The organism is Chromobacterium sp. Panama, from assembly GCF_003052555.1.
In the GTDB taxonomy this organism is placed as follows: domain Bacteria; phylum Pseudomonadota; class Gammaproteobacteria; order Burkholderiales; family Chromobacteriaceae; genus Chromobacterium.
The window spans coordinates 730,842-753,233 of record NZ_QARX01000001.1 but is presented as its reverse complement, the minus strand read 5'-3'; the positions used below and the strand labels follow the sequence as shown (position 1 = coordinate 753,233).

The following is a 22,392-nucleotide window of genomic DNA, read 5'->3' as shown; positions in this document are numbered from 1 at the left end:
TCTGTCATTCCATGGCCACGGCACGGCTGACCTCCTGATAGGTGGTGAGTCCGCGCGCCACCGCCTCGAGGGCGGCGTCGCGCAGCGATTGATAATCGGCGCATTGCGCCAGCGCCTGCAGGCGCTTCTGCGGCGAGCGCTCCAGCAGCGCTTCCTTGAGCCGGCTGTCCAGGCGCAGCACTTCCGCCAGCGCGATGCGGCCGTGGAAGCCGCCGCCGCGGCAGTGCTCGCAACCGGCGCAGGCGCAGGCGACGCACAACCGGCGCACCAGGCGCTGCGACACCACGCCGTTGAGCGCTTCCAGGAAAGTGGCCGCTTCCACGCCCATGTAGAGAAAGCGGTCTATCACGCTGAAGGCGTCGTTGGCGTGCACCGAGGACAGCACGCGGTGGCCGGTCAGCGCGGACTGCACCGCGATGGCCGCGGTTTCGGCGTCGCGGATCTCGCCCACCAGAATGGTGTCCGGATCGTGGCGCAGGATGGAGCGCAGGCCGCGGGCGAAGGTCAGGCCCTTTTTCTCGTTGACCGGGATTTGCAGAATGCCGGCCATCTCGTACTCCACCGGGTCTTCGATGGTGATGATCTTTTCCTCGCCGGTATTGATCTCCGCCAGCGCGCCGTACAAGGTGGTGGATTTGCCGCTGCCGGTGGGCCCGGTGATCAGGGTCAGGCCATAGGGCAGTTGCGCCAGCGCGCGCACGCGGCGCGCGGTTTCGCCGTGAAAGCCCAGGCTGTCCAGGTTCAGGCTGTCGCCGCGCTGGGATTTGTCCAGCAGGCGCAGCACCGCGTTTTCGCCGTGGGCGCCCGGCATGATGGACACGCGGAAGTCCACTTCGCGGCCTTGCAGCGCCACCTTGAAGCGGCCGTCCTGCGGCACGCGCTTTTCCGCGATGTCCAGGCTGGACAGCACTTTCAGCCGCGACATGGTCTGGCTGGCCGCCAACTGCCCCGGCACCTTGCGTATGGCCTGCATCACGCCGTCGATGCGGTAGCGTATCTGCAGCCCGTCGTCGCGGGACTCCAGGTGGATGTCGCTGGCGCGGCTTTGCAGCGCGTCGTACAAGGTCATGTTGACCAGGCGGATCACCGGGCTTTCGTCCTTGGCCAGGCTGGTCAGCGAGATAGACTCCACCGCCTTGGCCAGGCTGTCCTCGGCCAGGTCCACCGCCGCGCCGTCCATCACCCGCTCGCGGGCCTCGGCCTGTTTCAGCCAGGCGTCGGCCACGCCGGGCAGGCTGAGGGCGAAGCGCTGGCCGCGGCCCAGCAGCCGGTTTTGCAGGCCGAGACGCGCGTCCAGCCGCAGCGGTTCGGCCAGCAGCAGGTACAATTCGCCCCGCCACTCCAGCGGCGCCGCCCGGCAGGACAGCGCTTCCGGCAGCGGCAGCAGATCGAAGCGCGCCGCCGCCTCCCCCACCTGGGCCTCGCTCAGCGCGGCCAGGCCCAGCAGCCGCGCCGCCTGCGGCAGGCTGGCCGGCTCGCGCTCCAGCTGCCGGTTCAGCAGCTCGGCCATCGGCAGGTCTTCCTCTCCGCTCTCGCGCCGCCATTGCCAGCCGGCCGTCGTCGTCGGGTCCATCAATGCTCGCATCACGTCTCCTCAGCCCATGCCGCCGGCCAGTTCGAATATCGGCATATACAGCAGGGCGACGATCAGGCCGACCAGGCCGCCCACCGCCAACATCAGAATCGGCTCGAACACTTTGCTGAACACCTCGATCGCCTGATCCAGCGCGCCGTCGTGGAACTGGGCGATGCGCTCGCACATGCCGCCCAGATCGCCGCTTTGTTCGCCGACGCGCAATAAGCGCTCCGCCACCGCCGTGGTCAGTTGGTGGCGCGCCAGGGTGTCCGCCACCGGCCGGCCGGCGCGCAACTCCTCCAGCGCGCGCGCCAAGCGCTGCGCGTAGGCGTCCGGCAACAGCCCCGCGGACAAGTCGAAAGCCTGCAAGGCCGGCGTGCCGCCGGCGATCAATAAGCCGGCGGTGCGGTAAAAGCGCGCCAGCACGAACAGGCGCGCGACATCCCGCAGCCGGGGCAGCGTCCACAACAAGCTCAGCAGCGCGCGCTGGGTTCGCCGGGCGCGCAGCAGCAGGCACAGCGCCGTCAGGCCGACGGCCAGGCCCGCGCCCAGCAAGCCGCCGTGAGCCTGGACCAGGCGCGCCCACCACAGCATGGCGGCGGCGCTGGCCGGCAGTTCGCGCAGCGATTCGAACACCACGGCGAAACGGGGAATCACGAAGAACAGCATGAACAGCAGAATGCCGAAGCCGACGGAGAGCACCAGCGCCGGATAAACCAGGGCGCCGGTCACCCGCTTGCGGATGGCGACGATGCGCAGCTCGTAATACTGATAGCGCTTGAGCGCCGCCGGCAGCTGGCCGCTGCCTTCGGACGCGGCCACGGTGGCCGCCAGCAAGGCCGGGAAGGCTTCCGGCTGGGCCTCCATCGCGCGCGACAGCGGCTGGCCCTGGTACAGCGCTTGCAATAGCCGGTCCAGCACGCCCTGCAAGGCCTTGTCGCCGCCGCCGGCCTTGTCGCGCAGCGCTTCCAGCGCCTCGATCAGCGCCAGGCCGGCCTCCAGCAGCGCCGACAGCTCCTGCAGCAGCAAGCCCAGCGCCGCGCCCTTGAGCGCGCCCTCCGCGCCGGCCTCGCGCCTCGCCTCCAGCACCAGGCCGTCGTCCGCGCCCAGCTGGGCCCGCGCGGCGGCCTCGTTGTCCGCCCGCACCAGGCGCGTCCTCACCTCGCCCTGAGCCAGGACGCTGATCCGGTAGGCCGCCATCTCAGCCCCTCGCCTCGCGCTCGGCGCGCAATTGCAGATACTGCCGCCACACCTTGTCCACATAGCGCTTGCGCGCGCCTTCGCGCGTCGCCGCGCCGCCGGCGTTGTAAGCGCCCACCGCGCGCCAGGTGTAGCCGTAGCGTGCGATGAAGTCCGCCAGGATGGACGCGCCCACCTGTATGCTCAGACAGGGCTCGTCCAGCAGGCGCTGACGCGTGATGCCGCGCTTGGCCAGCCCCGGCAGATGAAGGCTGTTGATCTGCATCAGGCCGATGTCGTGGCTGCCGTCCTTGTTGTAATTGACGGCGCGCGGATTCAGCGCCGATTCCACCTTGGCGATGGAATACAGCAGCAGCGGATCCACCCGGTGGCGCGCGCCGGCCTCGCGCCAGCAATTGGCCGCCGCCTGCGCGCCGTCGGCCAGCGCGGCGCAGGCGGCCAGCAGCGGCAGCAGTCCCTTACAGCGCATGGACCAGTTCACCGTCGCCTCCCGCCCGCCCGGCCTCGCCCAGGGATACGATCTCAGCCTCGCTCTCGCCGCCGGGCACCCGCCATTGATACGGCCGGCCCCAGGCGTCCATCGGCACATCCTTGGCCAGATAGGGCCCATGCCAGCCGGCCACGCCCGGCGGCGCCTTCAGCAGCGCGCCCAGCCCCTGTTCCGCGCTGGGATAGCCGCCGACGTCCAGCCGGTATTGCGCCAAGGCGTCGCCCAGGGTTTTCATTTGCGCCTGGGTGGCCTTGACCTTGGCCTTGTCCACCTGGGAAAACAGCTTGGGCCCGACATAACCGGCCAAGAGGGCGATGATCAGCAGCACCACCAGCAATTCCAGCAGCGTGAAGCCGCCTTGTCCGGCGGAGCGCCGTCTAGCGTTCATCGTCGTCATAAGATTCGCTTGTCCAAAAAACCGCGCCGCAAGAGCGTGCGCTGGAAGATATAAGCGGCGTCCGCGCCGGACCCCGGCAGGGACGGCGACGGTTCCGCCCCTTGCCAGCGCATGCTCACACGGGGCTTTCGCCGTTCTCAATATTTCTGAAAGGAATCTAAAACGGCCGCGGCGGGGCCCGACGGCCGGCGCCGGGAAGGGCGTTCGGCGGCGCGGACGGGCGACTTGAGAATGGTTTCAGAATCATGGCGCCGTCGCCGGCGGCGGCGCTTGAATAGCGTTTTTAATCGAACGCGCCGCGGGCATCCGTCCCAGCGGCCGCGCCTTGGAGAAACGCATGCCCTCTTCCGCCCCGGCCGCCAACCCTGGCTATCCGCGTCTGCAAATCCTGTTTCACTGGCTGAGCGTGCTCTTGATGGCCGCCCTGGCGCTGGCCGGCGGCTTGCGTCACCTGCTGGCCGGCCACGCCGTCGCCGACATGCGCAGCGTGATGATCGTGCACATAGGCTGCGGCATGGCCCTGCTGTTCCTGACCCTGCTGCGCGCCGCCACGCGGCTGGCCGGTCCGGCGCTGCCGCCGCTGGCCGGCAGCAGCCGCGCGCAGCGCGCTTGCGCCCATGCCGCCCATCTGGCCATCTACGGCCTCATTCTGGCGTCCTGCCTGCTGGGCTGGATCATCGTCAACGCCAAGGGGCTGGCGATCCCGATGCCGCTGCTGGGCTTCGACTTCCCGCGCCTGGTCGCGGCCGACCCGGCCCTGGTCGCCGCGACGGTGGGCCTGCACGAATGGCTGGGCTGGATCTTCTACGGTCTGCTCGCCGTCCACATCGCCGCCGCCGTCTGGCACCATGTCGCGCTGAAGGACGACACGCTGCGGCGCATGAGCTGGCGGCGGCCGGCGCCGGCGGCGGCTCCCGCCGCGGCCGACTGCCACCGTTGCTCGCCGGACACCCTGGCGCAGAACGAGGAACTGACGTCCGCGGACCGGCTGGCCTCCTGACGCGCGCGCGCCCCACCCGAACAGCCAGGCTCCGGCCTGGAACCGGGATGGCACAATCGAGGTCTTGACTGTTCCCCCGCCTATACGGAGAACCTACCCATGTTACGTCCCCTATCCGCCGTCTTGTGCTGTCTGCCCGCCCTGGCCCTGGCGCAAAGCGTGGAGCTGTCCTTCGTCGACGCCAAGGGCGACGCCGGCCCGGCCGGCAGCGTCCTGATCGAGGACACGCCCTACGGCGCGCTGTTGACGCCCAAGCTTGAAAAACTGCCGCCCGGCGTGCACGGTTTCCACGTCCATGAAAAACCCTCTTGCGCGCCGTCCGTCGGCGCCAACGGCGCGGTCACGCCGGCCGGCGCCGCCGGCGGCCACTGGGACCCGGACAAGACCGGCGCGCACGCCGGCCCTTACGGCCGCGGCCACAAGGGCGATCTGCCGGCGCTGTACGTGGGCGCCGACGGCAAGGCGAGTTATCCGGTGCTGGCGCCGCGGCTGAAAGCGGCGGACTTCTCCGGCCGCGCGCTGATGGTGCACGCCGGCGGCGACAATCACAGCGATCATCCGCAGCCCTTGGGCGGCGGCGGCGCGCGCATGGCCTGCGGCGTGGTCGAATAAACCGTACTCGGCAAGGAAAAACCGGCGCGATTGACAAGGCCGGTTTTTTTATTGACGATGACAGAATTCAAACGACCGTTTCAACAGAGATGAAACCACCCGCCTGGCTGTTCCGATTCCTGCTCAATCTGTGGCCGCCCTTCCTGGGCGCCGGCATCCGCGTCAAACGGCTGGCCGCCGATTTCAGCGATATCGAAGTGCGGCTGAAACTGGGCTTCAGCAACCGCAACTATGTCGGCACCCATTTCGGCGGCAGCCTGTACGCGATGACCGATCCCTTCTTCATGCTGATGCTGATGCACCAACTGGGGCGGGACTACTATGTGTGGGACAAGAGCGGCAGCATCGACTACGTCAAGCCGGGCCGCGGCACGGTGAGCGCGCGCTTCCGGCTGGCGCCGGGCATGCTGGAGGACATCAGGCTGCGCACCGCCTCGGGCGACAAATACCTGCCGCAATTGCAGGTGGACATCGTCGATCAACAGAACGAGCTGGTGGCGAGGGTGTTCAAGACGCTGTACATCAAACGCAAGAAGAAATGAGGCGCCGCGCTTCAGCGCGCGGAAAACGCCAGCAGGTAGCGCTTGCCGTCCAGACTCAGGACGGCCAGCCAGTCGCGGCTGCCGCTGACGCACAGCGGCAGCGTCACCGTCGCCTTCCAGTCCGCGCCGTCGCGCACAAAGGTGTAACGGTTGAAGCCCATGTCCATGTCGGCCATATTGAACTCCACCTGCGGCGCTTCCCGCGCCGCGACGCCCTGCAAGCGGATTTCAAACGGTCTGCCGTGCTGCGGCGGCGAGGCGAAACGCCAGACGCCGCCGCCCGGCAGGGCGCAGCTCGCCTGGCCGGCGACGCAGGCCAAGGGCGACGGCTTGACCGCTTGCCGCTCGCTGTACCAGCGGTAAATCAGGCCGAACTTGATACAGGCCAGCAGCAGCAAAACGCCGCCCAGCGCCAGCCATTTACGCTGTTTGGCCGTCATCGCCAAGCCCCCCGCATCAGCGCCACCCCATGCGCGCCGTGGCGGCGGGCGGCCTCCAGATCATCCATGCTCATGCCGCCCAGCGCGTAGACCGGCGTCGGCGCGCCGTCCGCCAGACAAAGCCGGAAACCGTCCCAGCCCAAGGGCGCCGCGCCGGGATGGCTGGCGGTGGCGGCCACATGGCCGAGCAAGGCGTAATCCAGGCCCAGTTCGCCTATCCGCGCCACCTGCGCCGCCTCGTGCGCCGAGGCGCCCACCCAGGCGAACGCCGGGCGCTCCTTCAGCGAGGCCAGCCGCGCCGCGTTCAGATGCACGCCGTCCACCGGCCATTCCGCCGCCCAGGCCGGATCGGCGTTGACCATCAGCTTGCCGCCGCGCTCATGGACGATGGCCGCCGCCTTGGCGACGAAATCGGCGAGCTCGGCGCGCGCCATCTGCGGCTCGCGCACCTGCACCATGCCCCAGGCCGGCCCCTGCTCCAGCCGCCGCAATTGGGCGTCCACGCCGATTTCGTGCGCGCAGGTGATCGCGTAGGCCGCCGGCAATTCCAGCGATTTGAGAATGGGCCCGTTGGCCGGCAACATGGGCTGCACCGTGCAAGCGCCTGGCTTCTGCCAGGCGAAGCTTTGGCCTTCCCGCGGCTGCGGCTCGCCGCGCCAGGACCAGACCCGGAAGAAACGCAGCCGCACCGAGGCGTGCTCATAATGATGGACCTTGCTCAGCCACGGCGTCGCGGCCAGCGTTTCAATGCCCATTTCCTCGTAGAGTTCGCGCGCCAGCGCCTGTTCTCCGCTTTCGCCCAGCTCCACCTTGCCGCCGGGAAACTCCCAGTAACCGGCGTAAGGCTTGCCCTCCGGCCGGCTGCCCAGCATGAAACTGCCGTCCGGCCGCATCAGCGCGCCGGCCACTACCTCGATGATCTTGCTGTCGCTCATTGCTTGGTCTTGCCCGGTGAATATCGTTCCGGCTCTCCGCGGCCGGCAGCGCATTCTACCGCAAGCGCTCCCCAGCAATAAGGGCGCCGCGGCGCCCTTATTGACTCAACCAACTGTCTAAGACCTCAACCCGGGCGGCCCGGCTTGGTGCAGCCGGCGTCCTTATAAGGCTGGGAGCTGAACTGCGTCCAGCCCGGACCCAGGGAGAATTGCGAGCAAGCGAGCTTGCCGTCGAGCTTGCTTTGCCACAGATACCAGGGCGCCGGCGCGGCCAGGGTCATCAAGGGGAAGGACAAGGCCGCCAGGGCCAGAATGATTTTGCGAGTCATTGCGCATACCTCAGACAAAGTGAAGGAGAACATGGTCCGAATCTGCCGTGACCATGCGCATAAAATGCCAAACAAATATACAACACAATACTGTTGGCATAAAGCGCGATTTGCCGCCGGCATAAAGTCGCCTGACACGACGTTTTTTGCAAAAAATGCGTCCAGCGGGCAGATCCATCCCGGCCAATCGGTAACAAAGTGTTACCATTAGCCCTGTAAGGCAGCGAATTCAACACATTTGTCCCCATTGTCATGAACCCTCCGCCATGAGAAGGCGTTCAAGGACGCGCGCACGGAACAGAGACAAGACGAGAACGGCCTGAGACGAGGGAATGTTCAACAAGAGCATTCCGCAGGCCTTCCGCCATGTCGGCTTTGGCTCCGCGCAGCGGACTTTGAACCCCGTCTTGCGGCGCGGCAGTCGGCTTCATCTCGCCCCGGCAAGTCCCGATTCGCAGCATCCCCCGCTCGCATCATCGATGCGGCCCCGCCACCGCCAGAAGGAGATTTTGCTTGGACACCCTGAATTCACTCATTCTGGCCGGCTCGCTGGTATTCCTCGCCAGCCTGGTGGTGTCCTCCATCGCCTCCCGCTTCGGCGCGCCCCTGCTGCTGGTCTTCCTCGCGCTGGGCATGCTGGCCGGCGAGGACGGCCCCGGCAAGATCGTATTCAGTAATTACCAGCTCAGCTATGTGGTCGGCACCATCGCCCTGGTGGTGATCCTGTTCGACGGCGGCCTGCGCACGCGCCAGGACAGCTTCCGCATCAGCCTGAAGCCGGCCGGAGTGCTGGCCACGCTGGGCGTCTTGATCACCACCGGCGTGACCGGCCTGTTCGCCGCCTGGGTGCTGAATCTAAGCTGGCTGGAGGGCTTGCTGATCGGCGCCATCGTCGGCTCCACCGACGCCGCCGCGGTGTTCGCCCTCCTGTCCGGCCGCGGCCTGGAGATCAACCGCCGCGTCGGCAGCGCGCTGGAGATAGAATCCGGCAGCAACGATCCGATGGCGGTGTTCCTGACCTCGGCGCTGATCGGGGTCTTGGGCCAGCAGGGCCAGGACGCCGGCGTCGCCGCCATGCTGTGGCTGTTCGTCAAACAGATGGGCCTGGGCGCCTTGGCCGGCTGGGCCGGCGGCAAGGCCATGGTCTGGCTGTTCCAGCGCCTGGGGCCGCGCGGCGCGATGTTGGCCCTGTTCAGCCTGGGCACCGCCGGCGCGCTGTTCAGCCTGACCACGGCGGCCGGCGGCAGCGGCTTCCTCGCCATCTATCTGGCCGGCATCGTGGTGGGCAACGCCCGGGTGGCGGACTTGCCCAATCTATTGAATATCCACGACGGCTACGCCTGGCTGGCGCAAGTGACCATGTTCCTGGTGCTGGGCCTCTTGGTGACGCCGTCCAATCTGCTGCCGGTGGCGCCCTACGCGCTGGCGATCTCCATCGTGCTGATGCTGGTGGCGCGGCCGCTGGCGGTCTGGCTGTGCATGCTGCCCTTCCCGGTGCCCAAGGCGGAAAAGCTGTTCATGAGCTGGGTGGGCCTGCGCGGCGCGGTGCCGGTGATTCTGGCCATCTTCCCGCTGATGGCGGGGCTGCCCAATAGCCAGCTCTTCTTCAACGTGGCCTTCTTCGTGGTGATGATGTCGCTGCTGTTCCAGGGCTGGACCATCGCGCCGCTGGCTGAAAGGCTGAAGTTGAAACTGCCGGCGCGGCCGGACGTGGAGCACCGGGTGCCGGTGGTCAGCGGCCAGGAAGCCCGCTATGAGGCGGCCTCCTGCCAGGTGCGCGCCGACAGCCCGGCCGAAGGCCAGCTGGCCGGCGAGCTGGCCTTGCCCAGCGGCGTGCGGCTGGCGGCGCTGTACCGCGACGAACAAGCGCTGGAACCGACGGCGAGCCAGACGCTGCGCGCCGGCGACTGGGCCTGCCTGATCGGCCCCGGCCCGGCGCTGGAAACGGCCGGCGAAGCCTTCCACCCGCCCGGCGAAGACCCCTATTACGGCTACTTCACCGTGTCCGGCCTGGCGCGGCTGGCCGATCTGGCCGACAGCTACGGCCTGAATCTGAGCGACCGCGACCGCGCCGACAGCATCGCCGACTACTGCAAGCGCGCTTGCGGCTACCCGCTGGTGGCCGGCGACGTGCTGCGGCTGGACCGGCTGGAGATGGTGATACGCGCGGCCGCCGACGGCCAGGTCAAGAGCGTGGGCCTGCGCTATTTGAAATCACAATAAGGCTTTGCGCTCCTTGGCGCCGCGCCCGGCCCAGTCGCAGGCGAACTGCCAGGCGACGCGGCCGGAGCGGCTGCCGCGCAGATGGCTCCAATGCAGCGCCGCCTTTTCCGCCTCCGCGTCCAGCTTCAGGCCGAAATGCGCCAGCCACTCCGCCGCCGCCGCCAGATAGGCGTCCTGATCGAAGGGATAGAAGGACAGCCACAGCCCGAAACGGTCGGACAGCGACACCTTTTCCTCTATCGCCTCGCCCGGATGGATTTCGCCGTCCTGCACCCAGCCTTCGCGGTTTTCGCTCATTTTTTCCGGCATCAGATGACGGCGGTTGGACGTCGCGTACACCAGCACATTGTCGACGCGGCGCGCCAGGCCGCCGTCCAGCGCGGTCTTCAGCGCCTTGTAGGCGTCGTCGCCCTGCTCGAAGGACAGATCGTCGCAGAACAGGATGAAACGCTCCTTGCGTCCGGCCACCATCTCGACGATGCGGTTCAGATCGCCCAGCTGCGCCTTGTCCACCTCGATGATGCGCAGGCCCTTGGCGGCGAAGGCCGGCAACAGCGCCTTGACCAGCGAGGACTTGCCGGTGCCGCGCGCGCCGGTGAGCAGCACATTGTTGGCCGGCCGCCCCTTGACGAACTGGCGGGTGTTGCGCAGCAATTGCGCGCGTTGAGCGTCGATATGGGTCAGCCGCTCCAGTTCCGGCGCGTGCGGCTCCGCCACCGCCTCCAGCCAGCCGGCCATGCCCTGGCGCTGCCAGCGGAAAGCCAATGCGCTCCAATCCGGCTCCGGCCGCGCCGGCGGCAGCAAGGGCTCCAGGCGCGCCAGCATGGCTTCGGCCCGGGCCAGGAAGGCTTGCAACTGCTCCATGATTTCCCCTCGATGCGAAACGACAAAAACAAACAGCCTGGCAGAAAGCCGCCAGGCTGTCGATATTCGCGGCCGCGGCCGCGGCCGAACTCAGTCCGCCAGATGTTGGAACAAGGGCGTGGACAGATAGCGCTCGCCAAAGGAGGGAATCACCACCACGATCAGCTTGCCGGCGTTTTCCGGACGCTTGGCCAGTTCCAGCGCCGCCCACACCGCCGCGCCGGAAGAGATGCCCACCAGCAGGCCTTCGCGCGCGGCCACCGCGCGCGCGGTCTCCATCGCGTCCTCGTTCTTCACGCGGATGATTTCATCGTAAATGCCGGTGTTGAGGATGGCCGGCACAAAACCGGCGCCGATGCCCTGGATCGGGTGCGGGCCCTTGGCGCCGCCGGACAGCACCGGCGAGGCGTCCGGCTCCACCGCCACGATCTGCACGCCGGGCTTGCGCGCCTTCAGCACTTCGCCCACGCCGGTGATGGTGCCGCCGGTGCCCACGCCGGCGACGAAGATGTCGACCTGGCCGTCGGTGTCGTTCCACACTTCTTCGGCGGTGGTGTTGCGGTGGATGGCCGGGTTGGCCGGGTTCTCAAACTGCTGCGGCATGAAATGGCTGTCCGGATTCTGCTCCACCAGCTCGCGCGCCTTGGCGATGGCGCCGCCCATGCCGTCCGGCCCCGGGGTCAGGATCAGCTCGGCGCCGTAGGCGCGCAGCAGCTGGCGGCGTTCGCGGCTCATGGTTTCCGGCATGGTGATCACCAGCTTGTAACCCCGCGCGGCGCAGACCATGGCCAGGCCGATGCCGGTATTGCCGGAAGTGGGTTCGACGATGGTGGTGTCCGGGCCGATTTTGCCGGCCTGCTCGGCGGCGTCTATCATCGCCACCGCGATGCGGTCCTTGACGCTGTGAGCCGGGTTGAAGAACTCCAGCTTGGCCGCCACGGTGGCGCCGCAGCCGTCGGTCACCCGGTTAAGCCGCACCAGCGGGGTGTTGCCGATCAAATCCGTCACTGCATTGGCAATTCGCATCTTTATTCTCCACAGACAGTTTTGAAGAAAACCATATTACCCAGCATCATAAACAAGCCGAGCGACGATCCAAAATATTGTTTGCTTATAATCGACAAACTTGGCAGTCTCAGCCGGCCACGCGCTCTCCGCGGCCCGGCGGCTACACTGAAACCATCGCCCATCACCCGCAGACCAAGGTCCATTCCCCGCCTATGCCCACACAGGAAACCCTGATCCCGCTCACCGGCTGGCGCCGCAAGCTCTACATCATCATTTACGAGGCAGACACCCGGCCCGGCCGCATCTTCGACCTGGCGCTGATCGTCGCCATCCTGCTGTCGGTGCTGACGGTGATTCTGGAGAGCGTGCAAAGCATACAAGCGGCCTGGGGCGTCCAGCTCAAGATTCTAGACTGGTGTTTCACCATTCTGTTCACTATTGAATACGCCTTGCGGCTGATCTGCATCCATAAACCGATGCGCTATGTGAAAAGCTTCTTCGGCGTCATCGATCTGATGGCGGTGCTGCCGATGTATCTGGGTCTGTTCATCCCGGAAAGCCGCTTCCTGGCGGATATCCGCATCCTGCGGCTGCTGCGCATGTTCCGCATCCTCAAGCTGACGCGCTATATCGGCGAGGCCAGCGAACTGAAACGGGCGATGCTGGCCAGCCGCCGCAAGATCACGGTCTTCCTGGTCACCGTGGTCTTGCTGGTGGTGATTCTGGGCACGCTGATGTTCGTGATCGAAGGACCGGAGCACGGCTACACCAGCATCCCGGTCAGCATTTACTGGGCCATCGTCACCCTGACCACGGTGGGCTTCGGCGACATCACGCCCAAGACGCCGCTGGGCCAGGCGCTGGCCAGCGTGGTGATGATCACCGGCTACGGCATCATCGCGGTGCCCACCGGCATCGTCACCGCCGAAATCGCGCGCGGCAGCGGCGCCAAGAGCAAGACCGCGGAGGCGGTGTCCGGCACCCGGTTGTGCCCGCACTGCTTCACCGAGGGCCACGACTGGGACGCGCGCTTCTGCAAGCACTGCGGCGGACAGTTGCCGCGTCCGTCCAAGGGCGAGGTCAGCTAACGCCGGCCAGCAACTGCCGGTAGCGGCCGGCCATCGCGTCGTCGAAGGCCACCAGCAACACCCGCCGCAGGCCATGCGGCTCGCGCGCCAGCCAAGCGCGCACCGTCTCCACCGCGATGGCGGCGGCCTGCTGCTGCGGATAGCCGTAAACGCCGCAGCTGATCGCCGGGAAGGCGATGCCGTCCAAACCATGCCGCGCCGCCAGTGCCAGGCTGTTGCGGTAGCAAGCGGCCAGCAGCTCCGCCTCGCCGTGAGCGCCGCCCTGCCACACCGGGCCCACGGTGTGGATCACATGCCGCGCCGGCAGCCGGTAGCCGGCGGTGAGCTTGGCCTCGCCGACGCGGCAACCGTGCAAGCTCCGGCATTCCGCCAGCAGTTCCGGTCCGGCGGCCCGGTGGATGGCGCCGTCCACGCCGCCGCCGCCCAGCAAGCGGGTGTTGGCGGCGTTGACGATGGCGTCCAGCGCCAGCGTGGTGATGTCGCCCTGCCATGCCGTCAATTCGGTCTTCGCTTCCATTGCGTCCCCTCCTTCGTCCAAGCCGCCATTATCCGCCCGCCGGCGCCGGGCGCAAAAAAAGCCGGCTGACGCCGGCTTTTTCCTTTTTCCGCCTTAAGCAGGATTGTTCAACAGCGAATTGCGCCGCGAATAGCCAAAGTACACCACCAGGCCGATCAACAGCCAGGCCATGAAGCACAGCCAGGTCAGCAGCGACAGCTGAGTCATCAGGAAGCCGCAGCACAGGATGGCCAGCGTCGGGATGTAGGGCACGCCCGGGCAGACGAATTTGCGCGGCAGATCGGGCTCGCGCTTGCGCAGCACGATCACCGACAGCGCGATCAGGGTGAAGGCGGCCAGGGTGCCGATGTTCACCAGCTCGGCCAGGGTGTGCAGCGGCACGAAGCCGGCCAGCAAGGCGATGATGGTGCCGATCAGCCAGGTGGCCTTGTACGGGGTGCCGTACTTGGGGTTCACCTCGGAGAAGATCTTGGGCAGCAGGCCGTCGCGCGACATCGCGAACAGGATGCGGGTCTGGCCGTAAGTCATCACCAGGATCACCGTCATCATGCCGAGGATGGCGCCCAGGTCGACGAAGCCGGCGAACCAGTCCAGCTTGGCCACTTGCAAGGCCAGCGACACCGGGTGGTCGACGCCGGCGAACTGCATATAAGGCACGATGCCGGTCATGATGGCGGCCACCACCACATAGAGCAGCGAACACACGCCCAGCGACCAGATCACCCCGCGCGGGATGTCCTTGGCCGGGTTCTTCACTTCCTCGGCGGCGCAGGTCACCGCGTCGAAGCCGATGAAGCTGAAGAACACGATGGCGGCGCCGTGGAACACGCCGGAGAAGCCGAAGGGCAGCGCCGGCTGCCAGTTCACCGGCTTGACGTGCCACACGCCGATGCCGATGAACAACAACACCACGCCCACCTTGATCAGCACCACCACATTGTTGACGCGCTTGGATTCCTTGATGCCGAAGGCCAGCAAGGCGGTAATCACCATCGCCACGCAGAAGGCCGGCAGATTGAACAGCGTCTGCTTGCCCGGCAGCGAGCCGGCGGCGGCGGTCAGGTATTCAGGCAGGGTCACGCCGAAACCGGACAACAGGCTCTGGAAATAACCGGACCAGCCCACCGACACCGCCGACGAGGCCAGCAGGTATTCCAGCAGCAAGTCCCAGCCTATGATCCAGGCGATCATCTCGCCCAGCGTGGCGTAAGCGTAAGTGTAAGTGGAGCCGGAAACCGGCAGCATGGAAGCGAACTCGGCGTAGCACAGCGCGGCGAAGCCGCAGGCGAAGGCGCTGATCACGAAGGAAAGCACCAGTCCGGGGCCGGCCACCGTGGCGCCGGTGCCGGTCAGCACGAAGATGCCGGTGCCGATGATGGCGCCGATGCCGAGCATGGTAAGGTCGAAAGCGGAAAGCTCCTTGCGAAGCCCACGCGAGGTCTGAGCGGTAGCCAGCATTCCCTGGACGCTCTTTTTGCGCATCAAACTCATTTGTTTCACTGTCCCGTAACGGCCGTCCGGTACAACGACAAAGCGCCCGCTGTCCCGGCGGGCGCTTCATACTCGGATAGGGCCTGTATGATCTGTTGTGTCCTCTCCCCGCTGCTCTGTCTGTCGTTGGCTTTAAATAAACGCGATAACAAGGGCTTGCCGTTGTCGAGCGTGGTGCTTAAGCCGCCGATCCACGCAGTTCATGCCGGGGAAGAATGCGATAGTACCGCAGGGCCGGCCGCCGGCAATACGGGAAACCCCATATAGCCCGCGGCCATCAAACCCTGCGTGTCATCATAGCGCAAAACAAATCATGGCAATGGCATTAAATCTATCAATTTGCGCGCGGCGTTCTCCAATTGCTGACGGCCGTTGTCGCCGTCGCCCAATTCCTGCTGGCCCTGCCACAGCACGGCGCCGTCGGCGCTGTTGACCACTTCCAGCGCCAGCGTGCGCACCGTGCGCACCTGATAGTCCGGCGACCAATACATGCCGCCGCCGTAACGCCAATCGCGCCAGCCGCCGGCGTACCAGCCGTCCGCCGGCCAATACACCTGGCGCTGCTGGCTTTGCTTGAAGCACAGCTTCCATTGCGGACGCGCCTCGTCCACCGCCGCCCCCTTCAACACCAAGCGGTCCAGCAGCCACTCGCGCATGTCCACGCCGGCGCCGGCCGACGGCAGGCAGCTCAGTCCCACCGTGCCCGCGCCGGCCCAGGACGGGCCGGCCGCCAGCAGCGCCAAGAGCGCCGCCATCGCTGTTTTCATCTTCATCGCCTCAATTCCAATAAGCCGCGTCAGCATACACTGACCGCAAATAGTCGACGAAGTGCCGCACCCGCGCCGGCAGCAGGCGGCGCTGCGGCACCACCGCGCACACCGGATAGTCCGGCGCGGAGAATTCATCCAGCACCGTCACCAGCCGGCCGTCGGACAAATCGTCCTTCACCTCCCACAGCGAACGCCATGCCAGGCCCAGGCCCTGCAAGGCCCAGTCGTGCAGCACCGCGCCGTCGTTGCACTCCAGCCGGCCGCTCACGCGCAGGTTCACCGCCTCGCCGTCGCGACGGAACGCCCAGCCTCGGCTCTGGCTCTCGCCCAGCGACAGGCAGTTGTGCCCGGCCAGATCCTCCAAACGGCGCGGCAAGCCGTGACGCGCCAGATAGGCAGGCGCCGCCACCACCACGCGGCGGTTTTCCGCCAGCCGGATCGCCACCAGCGAGGAATCGGCCAGGTCGGAGATGCGGATCGCGCAATCGACGCGGTCGCGCTGCAGATCCACCAGCCGGTCCGACAGATCCAGCGTCACCTTGACGTCCGGATGGCGTAGCTGGAAACCGGCGATGTGCGGCGCCACATGCTTGCGGCCGAAGCCGGCCGGCGCCGACACCCGCAGATGGCCGCGCGCGCGGCCGCTGCCGGAAGCCACCGCCGCTTCGGCGTCCTCCAGGTCGGCGAGGATGCGCTGACAGTCTTCGAAAAAGGCCGCGCCCTCCTGAGTGAGCGCCAGGCTGCGCGTGCTGCGGGTCAGCAGCTTGACGCCCAGCCTCTCCTCCAGCGCGTCTATGCGCCGGCCGATGATGGCCGGCACCACGCCCTCCTGGCGCGCGGCGGCCGACAAACTGCCCTGCGACACCACGGCGACAAAGGTCTCCAATTGTTTCAACATCCGGGCCGCCCCACGATTAGCTAACAAAAAGTAAAAGATGATATGTCTATATATGCATTTTTTTTTACGCTTTGCCTAGATAGACTAGCCAGGTCCCGTTTCACTGTCCCAGGTCCGGACGCGGGCGCCGCCCGTCCCGGCGCGTCCGCTCGCCGCCCCGTCCAACGATGCAAAGGAGTCCCAGCATGGCAGCCGCGCTTCCCCAGGGGATGGAAATCCTCGCTACGCTCACCCCGGCCTACGCCGACATCCTCAGCCACGACGCGCTGGCCTTCGTCGCCAAGCTGCACCGCCGCTTCGAGCCGCGCCGCCGCGAGCTGATGGCCGCCCGCGCCGCGCGCCAGGCGGAACTGGACGCCGGCAAGCTGCCGGACTTCCTGCCCGACACCGCCGCCATCCGCGCCGGCGACTGGAAGATCGCTCCGCTGCCGGACGACTTGCTGGACCGCCGCGTGGAAATCACCGGCCCGGTGGACCGCAAGATGATGATCAACGCGCTCAATTCCGGCGCCAAGAGCTTCATGGCGGATTTCGAGGACTCCAACTGCCCAAGCTGGGACAACCAGATCAACGGCCAGATCAATGTCCGCGACGCCTACCGCAAGACCATTTCCTTCGCCAACCCGGACGGCAAGCAATACCGGCTCAACGCCGACACCGCCACCTTGCTGCTGCGGCCGCGCGGCTGGCATTTGATGGAAAAGCACGTCAAGGTGGACGGCGACATCGTCTCCGGCGCGCTGTTCGACTTCGCCCTGTCCTTCTTCCACAACATCGAATTCTTGCGCGGCTCGGGCAGCGCCACTTATTACTACCTGCCCAAGATGGAAAGCCATCTGGAAGCGCGGCTGTGGAACGAGGTGTTCGTCTTCGCCCAACAGGAGCTGTCCATCCCCCAGGGCACGATCAAGGCCACGGTGCTGATCGAAACCATACTCGCCGCCTTCGAAATGGACGAAATCCTGTACGAATTGCGCGAGCACAGCGCCGGCCTCAACGCCGGCCGCTGGGACTACATCTTCAGCTGCATCAAGAAATTCCGCCAGAACCGCGACTTCTGCCTGGCCAACCGCGCCCAGATCACCATGACGGTGCCCTTCATGCGCGCCTACGCGCTGCTGCTGCTGAAAACCTGCCATCGCCGCGCGGCGCCGGCGATAGGCGGCATGGCGGCGCTGATTCCGATCAAGAACGATCCGGAGGCCAACGAGAAGGCGCTGGCCGGCGTCCGGGCGGACAAGGAACGCGACGCCGCCGACGGCTACGACGGCGGCTGGGTGGCCCACCCCGGCCTGGTGCCCATCGCCGCCGAGGCCTTCGGCAAGGTGCTGGGCGACGCGCCCAACCAGATCGCCAAGCAGCGGCCGGACGTTCAGGTCGGCGCCGCCGACTTGCTCAACTTCCAGCCGGAAGCGCCGATCACCGAAGCCGGGCTGGCGATGAACATCAATGTCGGCATCCAGTACCTGGGCGCCTGGATTTCCGGCAACGGCTGCGTGCCCATCCACAATCTGATGGAAGACGCCGCCACCGCCGAGATCTCCCGCTCTCAGATCTGGCAATGGATGCGCAGCCCCAAGGGCGTGCTGGACGATGGCCGCAAAGTCACCGTCGAGCTGTTCCGCCAGCTGCACGCGGCGGAGACGGCCAAGCTCAAGGCCGAGTACGGCGCGCGCTGGACCCGCCAGTACGACGACGCGGCGGCGATGTTCGATCTGCTGACCACCTCGGACGATTTCGTCGAGTTCCTGACGCTGCCGGGATACGAATACCTGGCCTGACAGGACAAATGAATCCCGGCGGCCTCATTGTCGGGATTTGTCAGCCCGGCTGCGTAGCTTTGCGGATTGAAGAGCATGGACAAGGGCCCTATGATGGGCCGCTTGTCATAATTCACCTTGCAAAGCGCGCCCGCCTCGGAGCCTGTTCAAGCTCTGGCGCCCGCCCGCGACACAGGGCGCCGCGCTCGCCGCGCGAGCTTTCATCGCGCGCAGCGGACTTTGAACAGACTCCTACATGCAAAGCATCCTCGACTTCCAGGCCACCGTGCTCAGCACCACCGGTTACGGCCTGGTGCTGACCGCCGTCATCACGATGTTCTGGCTGCGCAACCGCGACGAGCGGGCCTTTCTGTATTTCTGCGCGGCCGGCGTCTGCGTCAGCCTGGGCGGTGTGTTCAGCCTCTTGCCCATCGGCCTGCCGCCGTGGCCACAACTGGTGTTCAACAATCTGCTGTGGATGCTGTTCCATCCCATCGCGCTCTGCGGCATCCGCCATCTGAACGGCAAGCGTCCGCGCGTCTGGCAAAGCCTGCTGCTGACGGCCGCCGGCATGAGCGCCTATATACTGGCCGGCCCGGCCGATATGGGACGCCGCACCGCCGCGGTCTGCCTGGTTTATCTGATCGCCTGGCTGCTGGCCGCGCGCGAGCTGTGGCCCGGACATTCGCGCATCGGCGGCGCCGGCCGCAAGATGGCGCTGACGGTCTGCCTGCTGTACGCCTTGCTGGCGCTGGCGCGCATCGTCCACGCCGGCTGGACCGGCGAGGTCTACGACGCCGACGCGATGCGCTTCACCATGCTCAGCTCGCTGGGCATGCACTGGCTCAGCTTCAGCTTCATCCTGTGCGCGCTGTACATCTGCTACGAGCGCGCGCTGGAGCGGACCCAGCACCAGGCCAGCCACGACGGCCTGACCAATCTGCTCAACCAGCGCCGCTTCCGCGAGCTGGCCGAGGCCGCCTGCCGCCGCGCCTGGCGCGAGCGCAAACCGCTGGCGCTGCTGCTCTTGGACGTGGACCACTTCAAAAGCATCAACGACCGCTACGGCCACCAGTGCGGCGACCTGGTGCTGCAGCAACTGGCCGCCTGCCTGCGCGCGGAGGCGGGCCGCGACGACATCGTCGGCCGTTACGGCGGCGAGGAGTTCGTGATGCTGCTGCCGCGCACCGGCCTGGAGGACGCGCACGCGGCCGCGCAACGCATCCTGCGCGCGGTGGACGCGCTGCGGCCGCAACCGGCCGCCGCCGCCCCGCCCTTGCGCGTCAGCGTCAGCATCGGGGTGGCCAGCACCAGCCAGCAGCCTTACGACGGCCTCTCCAGCCTGTTCCGCGCCGCGGACGGCCAGCTCTACCGGGCCAAGCGCAACGGCCGCAACCGGATAGAACTGGCCGAAGGGCAGTATGCCGTCGGAAACTTTTCTCGGGCATGATGGGCCTACACACTGCAAATCGGACTTTTCCGATCAAGACAACAATGTCATGGGAATCGACACATGAACAAACCAACTCTCTTGCTTGCCAGCCTCGGAACCCTGTTCGCCGTCAGCGCCGCCCCGGCGCTGGCCGAAAGCACCCAGCTCAATCTGTCCGCCAGCGCGCAGCGCGAAGTGGCCAACGACCAGATCAGCGCCACCTTCTACCAGCAAATGAGCAACGCCCAGCCGGCGGTGCTGGCCGATAGGCTTAACAAGGCCGCCGCCCAGGGCATTGCGCTGGGCCGCAACTACTCCAAGGTGCAGCTGTCCAGCGGCGGCTACAACACCTGGCCCAATTACGACAAAAACGGCAAGATTCAGGGCTGGCAAGGCCGGGTGGAAATCCAGCTGAAGAGCCGCGACTTCACCCAGGCCGCCGAACTGATGGCCAAACTGCAACAGAACCTGTTGCTGCAAGGACTGCAATTCAGCGTGTCCGACCAGGCGCGCAAGGAAGCCGAGCAGAGCATGCTGCCGGAGGCCATCGCCAATCTGGAAGCCCAGGCCAAGATCGCCGCCAAGGCGATTGGCAAAAACGTCAGCAATATCAAGGAACTGGACATAGGCAGCCAGTCGCCCATCTTCCGCCCGCCGATGATGATGAAGGCCGCCGGCATGGCAGCCAACGCGGAAGTGGCCCAACCGGACCTGCAGCCAGGACAATCGCAACTGCAACTGCAAGTCAGCGGCAAGGTGGAGTTGAAGTAAGCCTTCCAGCCGCCACGGCATTGCGCTAAAGTAGTCGCTCGCCAGGCCTCGCGTCCGGCGAGCACTTCGCCAGCCATCATCCAGAACGACCCGAAACATGAAACTGATCGCCTCGTTGACCAGCCCCTACGCCCGCAAGGTGCGCATCGTGCTGGCCGAAAAGAAAATAGACTGCCCGCTGGAGGAGGACGTGCCGTGGAACGCGGATACCCGCGTCGGCGACTACAATCCTCTGGGCAAGGTGCCGGTTCTGGAACTGGATGACGGCTCGACGCTGTACGACTCGCGCGTCATCGCCGAGTATCTGGACAATATCTCCCCGGTGTCGCGCATCCTGCCGCAGGAAAACCGCCTGCTGATCGCCACCCGCCGCTGGGAAGCGCTGGCCGACGGCATCGTCGACGCCGCGGTGGCCATCGTGCTGGAAAAACGGCGCCCGGACGACAAGCAGATGCCGGAAGCGATCGCGCGCCAACGCGGCAAGATAGACCGCGGCCTGGCCGCGCTCGCCGCCGATCTGGCCGACCGCCAATGGTGCAACGGCGTGAGCTACAGCCTGGCCGATATCGCCGTCGGCGCCTGCCTGGGCTATCTGGATTTCCGCTTCCCGGAAATAGACTGGCGCGACAGCCATCCCAATCTGGCCAGCCTGCTGGAGCGGCTGATGACGCGGCCGTCCTTCGCCGACACCCTGCCGCCGGCCGCCTGAGCCGCGCCGCCGTCAAAAAAAACCGGGCCCAAGCCCGGTTTTTTCATGTCGCTTCGCCGCGCGCTGGATCGGCAATCCGCTCTCAGAGCCTGTTCAAAGTCTCGCGAGCAAGAGCGAGACAAGGCGAAAACGGCTGAGAAAGCGGAGTGTACATTCGGTACATGAGCATTTCGAAGCGGTTTTCAACGCCGTATCGCCGAAGCGCAGCAGACTTTGAACAGGTTCTCAGACCGGCCGCGGCGCCAGCATGATGATGGCCATCCCGCACAAGGCCACCGCCGCGCCGGCCATGTCCCAAACACTGGGCCGCACGCCGTCCACCAGCCACAGCCACAACAGCGCCACCGCCACGTAGACGCCGCCGTAGGCGGCATAGACCCGGCCCGCCGCCGCCGGATGCAGGCTGAGCAACCAGACGAAGAGCATCAAGGCCAGCGCCGCCGGCAGCAACAGCCACCACGGCCCCTCCTTGCGCAGCCACAGCCAGGGCAAGTAACAGCCGACGATTTCCGCCACCGCGGTCAGGCCGAACAAGAGCAATAATTTCAAAGCATTCAACATGGGGTCTCGCTGCGCGCCGGCATCAGATCAGGCCGGCGGCGATATTGATCATCAAGGCCAACACCGTGGCGTTGAAAAAGAAGGACAGCACGCAATGCAGCGTGCCCACCTTGCGCATGGCGCTGGTGGTGTAGCTGACGTCGGCCGTCTGTCCGGACGTGCCTATGATGCAGGCGAAATAGAGGAAGTCGCCGTAATCCGGCTCCTCCTTGCCGGGAAACTCCAGGCCCGGCACCAGGCCGCGCGCGTGGGCGGCGTAGTAGGCGCGCGCGTAATGCAGCGCGAACATCACGTGAATGAAGGCCCAGGAGGAAAAAATGGTCAGGATGGCCAGCGCGACGTGGACGGCGCGCGGCCAGCCGTGCAGGTCCTTGACCGCCGCCAGCTCCAGCACGATGGCGGCCAGGCTGGCCAGCGCCGCCAAAACGGCCAGCGTCATCACCAGCGTCTGCCCCTCGTCCTCCAGCCTGGCCCAATGGCGGATGTGCTGACGGCCCTCGCTGAACATCATCCAGGCCACCAGCGCCAGATAGAGCGCGGCGCCGGCGTTCCAGCCGACGATGTAGCGGGTGATCTCCCGCATCGGCAACAGCCAGGGCAGCGCCAGCACGGTCAGCAGGCCGACGGCGGCGGCGATCACCAGCCGCGGACGGGCCAGCAGCATGCGCGCCGGCGCGAACCGGCGGACGGAGCGAAACAGGGCGGACATGGCGGCGAAACTCCCGGCAATGGATCAGGGCCTCAGTGTACCTGTCCCGGCGCGGGCGGCAAGCCCTCGC

At 66.6% G+C, this 22,392-nt stretch carries 24 protein-coding genes; 9 read left to right on the top strand and 15 right to left on the bottom strand.

Annotation, left to right across the window (positions count from 1 at the left end; genetic code table 11):
- Positions 1 to 4: 4 nt before the first annotated feature.
- The 4 genes from DB032_RS03580 to gspG are packed head-to-tail and all read right to left on the bottom strand — an operon-like array spanning position 5 to position 3,663.
- Positions 5 to 1,585, bottom strand: a complete 1,581-nt coding sequence (locus DB032_RS03580) for a GspE/PulE family protein (RefSeq protein ID WP_199225802.1) — start codon at positions 1,583 to 1,585, stop codon at positions 5 to 7.
- 9 nt (positions 1,586 to 1,594) lie between these two features.
- On the bottom strand, positions 1,595 to 2,776 hold the full coding sequence (locus DB032_RS03575) for a type II secretion system F family protein (protein ID WP_107798279.1): 1,182 nt from the start codon (positions 2,774 to 2,776) through the stop codon (positions 1,595 to 1,597).
- A gap of 1 nt (position 2,777) precedes the next feature.
- Positions 2,778 to 3,245, bottom strand: a complete 468-nt coding sequence (locus tag DB032_RS03570; protein ID WP_107798278.1) for a transglycosylase SLT domain-containing protein — start codon at positions 3,243 to 3,245, stop codon at positions 2,778 to 2,780.
- The gene (gspG, locus tag DB032_RS03565) at positions 3,235 to 3,663 is read right to left on the bottom strand and encodes a type II secretion system major pseudopilin GspG (RefSeq protein ID WP_107798277.1); all 429 of its coding nucleotides are present in this window, start codon (positions 3,661 to 3,663) and stop codon (positions 3,235 to 3,237) included. Before gspG ends, DB032_RS03570 begins: the two co-directional genes overlap by 11 nt.
- 337 nt (positions 3,664 to 4,000) lie before the next feature.
- Between gspG and DB032_RS03560 the strand changes: the two genes are divergently transcribed.
- The 3 genes from DB032_RS03560 (at position 4,001) to DB032_RS03550 (ending at position 5,817) form a co-directional block, all read left to right on the top strand.
- Positions 4,001 to 4,663, top strand: a complete 663-nt coding sequence (locus DB032_RS03560) for a cytochrome b (protein WP_107798276.1) — start codon at positions 4,001 to 4,003, stop codon at positions 4,661 to 4,663.
- A 99-nt stretch (positions 4,664 to 4,762) separates the two neighbouring features.
- The gene (sodC, locus tag DB032_RS03555) at positions 4,763 to 5,275 is read left to right on the top strand and encodes a superoxide dismutase family protein (protein WP_107798275.1); all 513 of its coding nucleotides are present in this window, start codon (positions 4,763 to 4,765) and stop codon (positions 5,273 to 5,275) included.
- 89 nt (positions 5,276 to 5,364) lie between these two features.
- Entirely contained in the window at positions 5,365 to 5,817 is a 453-nt protein-coding gene (locus DB032_RS03550; protein WP_107798274.1) for a DUF4442 domain-containing protein, read from the top strand.
- 11 nt (positions 5,818 to 5,828) lie between these two features.
- Here DB032_RS03550 and DB032_RS03545 read toward each other — a convergent pair whose 3' ends face one another.
- The 3 genes from DB032_RS03545 to DB032_RS03535 form a co-directional block, all read right to left on the bottom strand.
- Positions 5,829 to 6,257 (bottom strand): hypothetical protein, encoded by a 429-nt coding sequence (locus DB032_RS03545; RefSeq protein ID WP_107798273.1) that lies wholly within the window; start codon positions 6,255 to 6,257, stop codon positions 5,829 to 5,831.
- On the bottom strand, positions 6,254 to 7,192 hold the full coding sequence (locus DB032_RS03540) for a Nudix family hydrolase (protein ID WP_107798272.1): 939 nt from the start codon (positions 7,190 to 7,192) through the stop codon (positions 6,254 to 6,256). The genes DB032_RS03545 and DB032_RS03540 overlap by 4 nt, the downstream gene beginning before the upstream one ends.
- A 125-nt stretch (positions 7,193 to 7,317) precedes the next feature.
- Positions 7,318 to 7,521 carry a hypothetical protein gene (locus tag DB032_RS03535; protein WP_107798271.1) on the bottom strand — a complete coding sequence of 68 codons (204 nt, stop codon included), beginning with the start codon at positions 7,519 to 7,521 and terminating at the stop codon, positions 7,318 to 7,320.
- A gap of 513 nt (positions 7,522 to 8,034) precedes the next feature.
- Here DB032_RS03535 and DB032_RS03530 point away from each other — a divergent pair.
- Complete coding sequence (locus DB032_RS03530) at positions 8,035 to 9,744, top strand: potassium/proton antiporter (RefSeq protein ID WP_107798270.1); 1,710 nt, start codon at positions 8,035 to 8,037, stop codon at positions 9,742 to 9,744.
- On the opposite strand, the gene DB032_RS03525 is transcribed toward DB032_RS03530, so the two are convergent.
- Both DB032_RS03525 and cysK read right to left on the bottom strand, forming a co-directional pair.
- Positions 9,736 to 10,608 (bottom strand): ATP-binding protein, encoded by an 873-nt coding sequence (locus DB032_RS03525; RefSeq protein ID WP_107798269.1) that lies wholly within the window; start codon positions 10,606 to 10,608, stop codon positions 9,736 to 9,738. The two genes, DB032_RS03530 and DB032_RS03525, sit on opposite strands and share 9 nt — an antisense overlap.
- Before the next feature lie 90 nt (positions 10,609 to 10,698).
- Entirely contained in the window at positions 10,699 to 11,634 is a 936-nt protein-coding gene (gene cysK, locus DB032_RS03520) for a cysteine synthase A (RefSeq protein WP_107798268.1), read from the bottom strand.
- Between the two features lie 194 nt (positions 11,635 to 11,828).
- On the opposite strand from cysK, the gene DB032_RS03515 reads away from it, so the two are divergent.
- The gene (locus DB032_RS03515) at positions 11,829 to 12,704 is read left to right on the top strand and encodes an ion transporter (RefSeq protein ID WP_107798267.1); all 876 of its coding nucleotides are present in this window, start codon (positions 11,829 to 11,831) and stop codon (positions 12,702 to 12,704) included.
- Here the strand turns inward: DB032_RS03515 and DB032_RS03510 are convergent.
- From DB032_RS03510 to DB032_RS03495, 4 genes are all read right to left on the bottom strand, one after another.
- Positions 12,697 to 13,221, bottom strand: coding sequence for an O-acetyl-ADP-ribose deacetylase (locus DB032_RS03510; RefSeq protein WP_107798266.1), 525 nt, complete (start codon positions 13,219 to 13,221; stop codon positions 12,697 to 12,699). The genes DB032_RS03515 and DB032_RS03510 overlap by 8 nt on opposite strands.
- A 93-nt stretch (positions 13,222 to 13,314) precedes the next feature.
- Positions 13,315 to 14,679, bottom strand: a complete 1,365-nt coding sequence (locus DB032_RS03505; RefSeq protein ID WP_269326035.1) for an amino acid permease — start codon at positions 14,677 to 14,679, stop codon at positions 13,315 to 13,317.
- A 344-nt stretch (positions 14,680 to 15,023) separates the two neighbouring features.
- Positions 15,024 to 15,485, bottom strand: a complete 462-nt coding sequence (locus DB032_RS03500; protein ID WP_146176568.1) for a DUF4136 domain-containing protein — start codon at positions 15,483 to 15,485, stop codon at positions 15,024 to 15,026.
- Between the two features lie 4 nt (positions 15,486 to 15,489).
- A complete protein-coding gene (locus DB032_RS03495) occupies positions 15,490 to 16,380 on the bottom strand; it encodes a LysR family transcriptional regulator (protein WP_107798264.1) in 891 nt (296 codons plus the stop codon).
- A gap of 185 nt (positions 16,381 to 16,565) precedes the next feature.
- On the opposite strand from DB032_RS03495, the gene aceB reads away from it, so the two are divergent.
- The 4 genes from aceB to DB032_RS03475 all read left to right on the top strand — a co-directional run bounded on the left by aceB (position 16,566) and on the right by DB032_RS03475 (position 21,052).
- Positions 16,566 to 18,161, top strand: a complete 1,596-nt coding sequence (gene aceB / locus DB032_RS03490; protein ID WP_107798263.1) for a malate synthase A — start codon at positions 16,566 to 16,568, stop codon at positions 18,159 to 18,161.
- A gap of 235 nt (positions 18,162 to 18,396) precedes the next feature.
- Complete coding sequence (locus DB032_RS03485) at positions 18,397 to 19,590, top strand: GGDEF domain-containing protein (RefSeq protein WP_107798262.1); 1,194 nt, start codon at positions 18,397 to 18,399, stop codon at positions 19,588 to 19,590.
- A gap of 63 nt (positions 19,591 to 19,653) precedes the next feature.
- Positions 19,654 to 20,343, top strand: a complete 690-nt coding sequence (locus tag DB032_RS03480) for an SIMPL domain-containing protein (RefSeq protein WP_107798261.1) — start codon at positions 19,654 to 19,656, stop codon at positions 20,341 to 20,343.
- 97 nt (positions 20,344 to 20,440) lie between these two features.
- Positions 20,441 to 21,052 (top strand): glutathione S-transferase, encoded by a 612-nt coding sequence (locus DB032_RS03475; protein ID WP_048415078.1) that lies wholly within the window; start codon positions 20,441 to 20,443, stop codon positions 21,050 to 21,052.
- Between the two features lie 225 nt (positions 21,053 to 21,277).
- Here the strand turns inward: DB032_RS03475 and DB032_RS03470 are convergent, their stop codons facing one another.
- Positions 21,278 to 21,610 carry a YnfA family protein gene (locus DB032_RS03470; protein WP_368651267.1) on the bottom strand — a complete coding sequence of 111 codons (333 nt, stop codon included), beginning with the start codon at positions 21,608 to 21,610 and terminating at the stop codon, positions 21,278 to 21,280.
- A 25-nt stretch (positions 21,611 to 21,635) separates the two neighbouring features.
- The gene (locus tag DB032_RS03465) at positions 21,636 to 22,322 is read right to left on the bottom strand and encodes a DUF1345 domain-containing protein (RefSeq protein WP_233246644.1); all 687 of its coding nucleotides are present in this window, start codon (positions 22,320 to 22,322) and stop codon (positions 21,636 to 21,638) included.
- Positions 22,323 to 22,392 lie beyond the last annotated feature (70 nt).

Bases quoted from the DNA above. Each gene is read 5' to 3' on its own strand.
- DB032_RS03580 (WP_199225802.1), bottom strand. From the start codon at position 1,585: ATGCGAGCATTGATGGACCCGACGACGACGGCCGGCTGGCAATGGCGG.
- DB032_RS03575 (WP_107798279.1), bottom strand. From the start codon at position 2,776: ATGGCGGCCTACCGGATCAGCGTCCTGGCTCAGGGCGAGGTGAGGACG.
- DB032_RS03570 (WP_107798278.1), bottom strand. From the start codon at position 3,245: ATGCGCTGTAAGGGACTGCTGCCGCTGCTGGCCGCCTGCGCCGCGCTG.
- gspG (WP_107798277.1), bottom strand. From the start codon at position 3,663: ATGACGACGATGAACGCTAGACGGCGCTCCGCCGGACAAGGCGGCTTC.
- DB032_RS03560 (WP_107798276.1), top strand. From the start codon at position 4,001: ATGCCCTCTTCCGCCCCGGCCGCCAACCCTGGCTATCCGCGTCTGCAA.
- sodC (WP_107798275.1), top strand. From the start codon at position 4,763: ATGTTACGTCCCCTATCCGCCGTCTTGTGCTGTCTGCCCGCCCTGGCC.
- DB032_RS03550 (WP_107798274.1), top strand. From the start codon at position 5,365: ATGAAACCACCCGCCTGGCTGTTCCGATTCCTGCTCAATCTGTGGCCG.
- DB032_RS03545 (WP_107798273.1), bottom strand. From the start codon at position 6,257: ATGACGGCCAAACAGCGTAAATGGCTGGCGCTGGGCGGCGTTTTGCTG.
- DB032_RS03540 (WP_107798272.1), bottom strand. From the start codon at position 7,192: ATGAGCGACAGCAAGATCATCGAGGTAGTGGCCGGCGCGCTGATGCGG.
- DB032_RS03535 (WP_107798271.1), bottom strand. From the start codon at position 7,521: ATGACTCGCAAAATCATTCTGGCCCTGGCGGCCTTGTCCTTCCCCTTG.
- DB032_RS03525 (WP_107798269.1), bottom strand. From the start codon at position 10,608: ATGGAGCAGTTGCAAGCCTTCCTGGCCCGGGCCGAAGCCATGCTGGCG.
- cysK (WP_107798268.1), bottom strand. From the start codon at position 11,634: ATGCGAATTGCCAATGCAGTGACGGATTTGATCGGCAACACCCCGCTG.
- DB032_RS03515 (WP_107798267.1), top strand. From the start codon at position 11,829: ATGCCCACACAGGAAACCCTGATCCCGCTCACCGGCTGGCGCCGCAAG.
- DB032_RS03510 (WP_107798266.1), bottom strand. From the start codon at position 13,221: ATGGAAGCGAAGACCGAATTGACGGCATGGCAGGGCGACATCACCACG.
- DB032_RS03505 (WP_269326035.1), bottom strand. From the start codon at position 14,679: ATGCTGGCTACCGCTCAGACCTCGCGTGGGCTTCGCAAGGAGCTTTCC.
- DB032_RS03500 (WP_146176568.1), bottom strand. From the start codon at position 15,485: ATGAAGATGAAAACAGCGATGGCGGCGCTCTTGGCGCTGCTGGCGGCC.
- DB032_RS03495 (WP_107798264.1), bottom strand. From the start codon at position 16,380: ATGTTGAAACAATTGGAGACCTTTGTCGCCGTGGTGTCGCAGGGCAGT.
- aceB (WP_107798263.1), top strand. From the start codon at position 16,566: ATGGCAGCCGCGCTTCCCCAGGGGATGGAAATCCTCGCTACGCTCACC.
- DB032_RS03485 (WP_107798262.1), top strand. From the start codon at position 18,397: ATGCAAAGCATCCTCGACTTCCAGGCCACCGTGCTCAGCACCACCGGT.
- DB032_RS03480 (WP_107798261.1), top strand. From the start codon at position 19,654: ATGAACAAACCAACTCTCTTGCTTGCCAGCCTCGGAACCCTGTTCGCC.
- DB032_RS03475 (WP_048415078.1), top strand. From the start codon at position 20,441: ATGAAACTGATCGCCTCGTTGACCAGCCCCTACGCCCGCAAGGTGCGC.
- DB032_RS03465 (WP_233246644.1), bottom strand. From the start codon at position 22,322: ATGTCCGCCCTGTTTCGCTCCGTCCGCCGGTTCGCGCCGGCGCGCATG.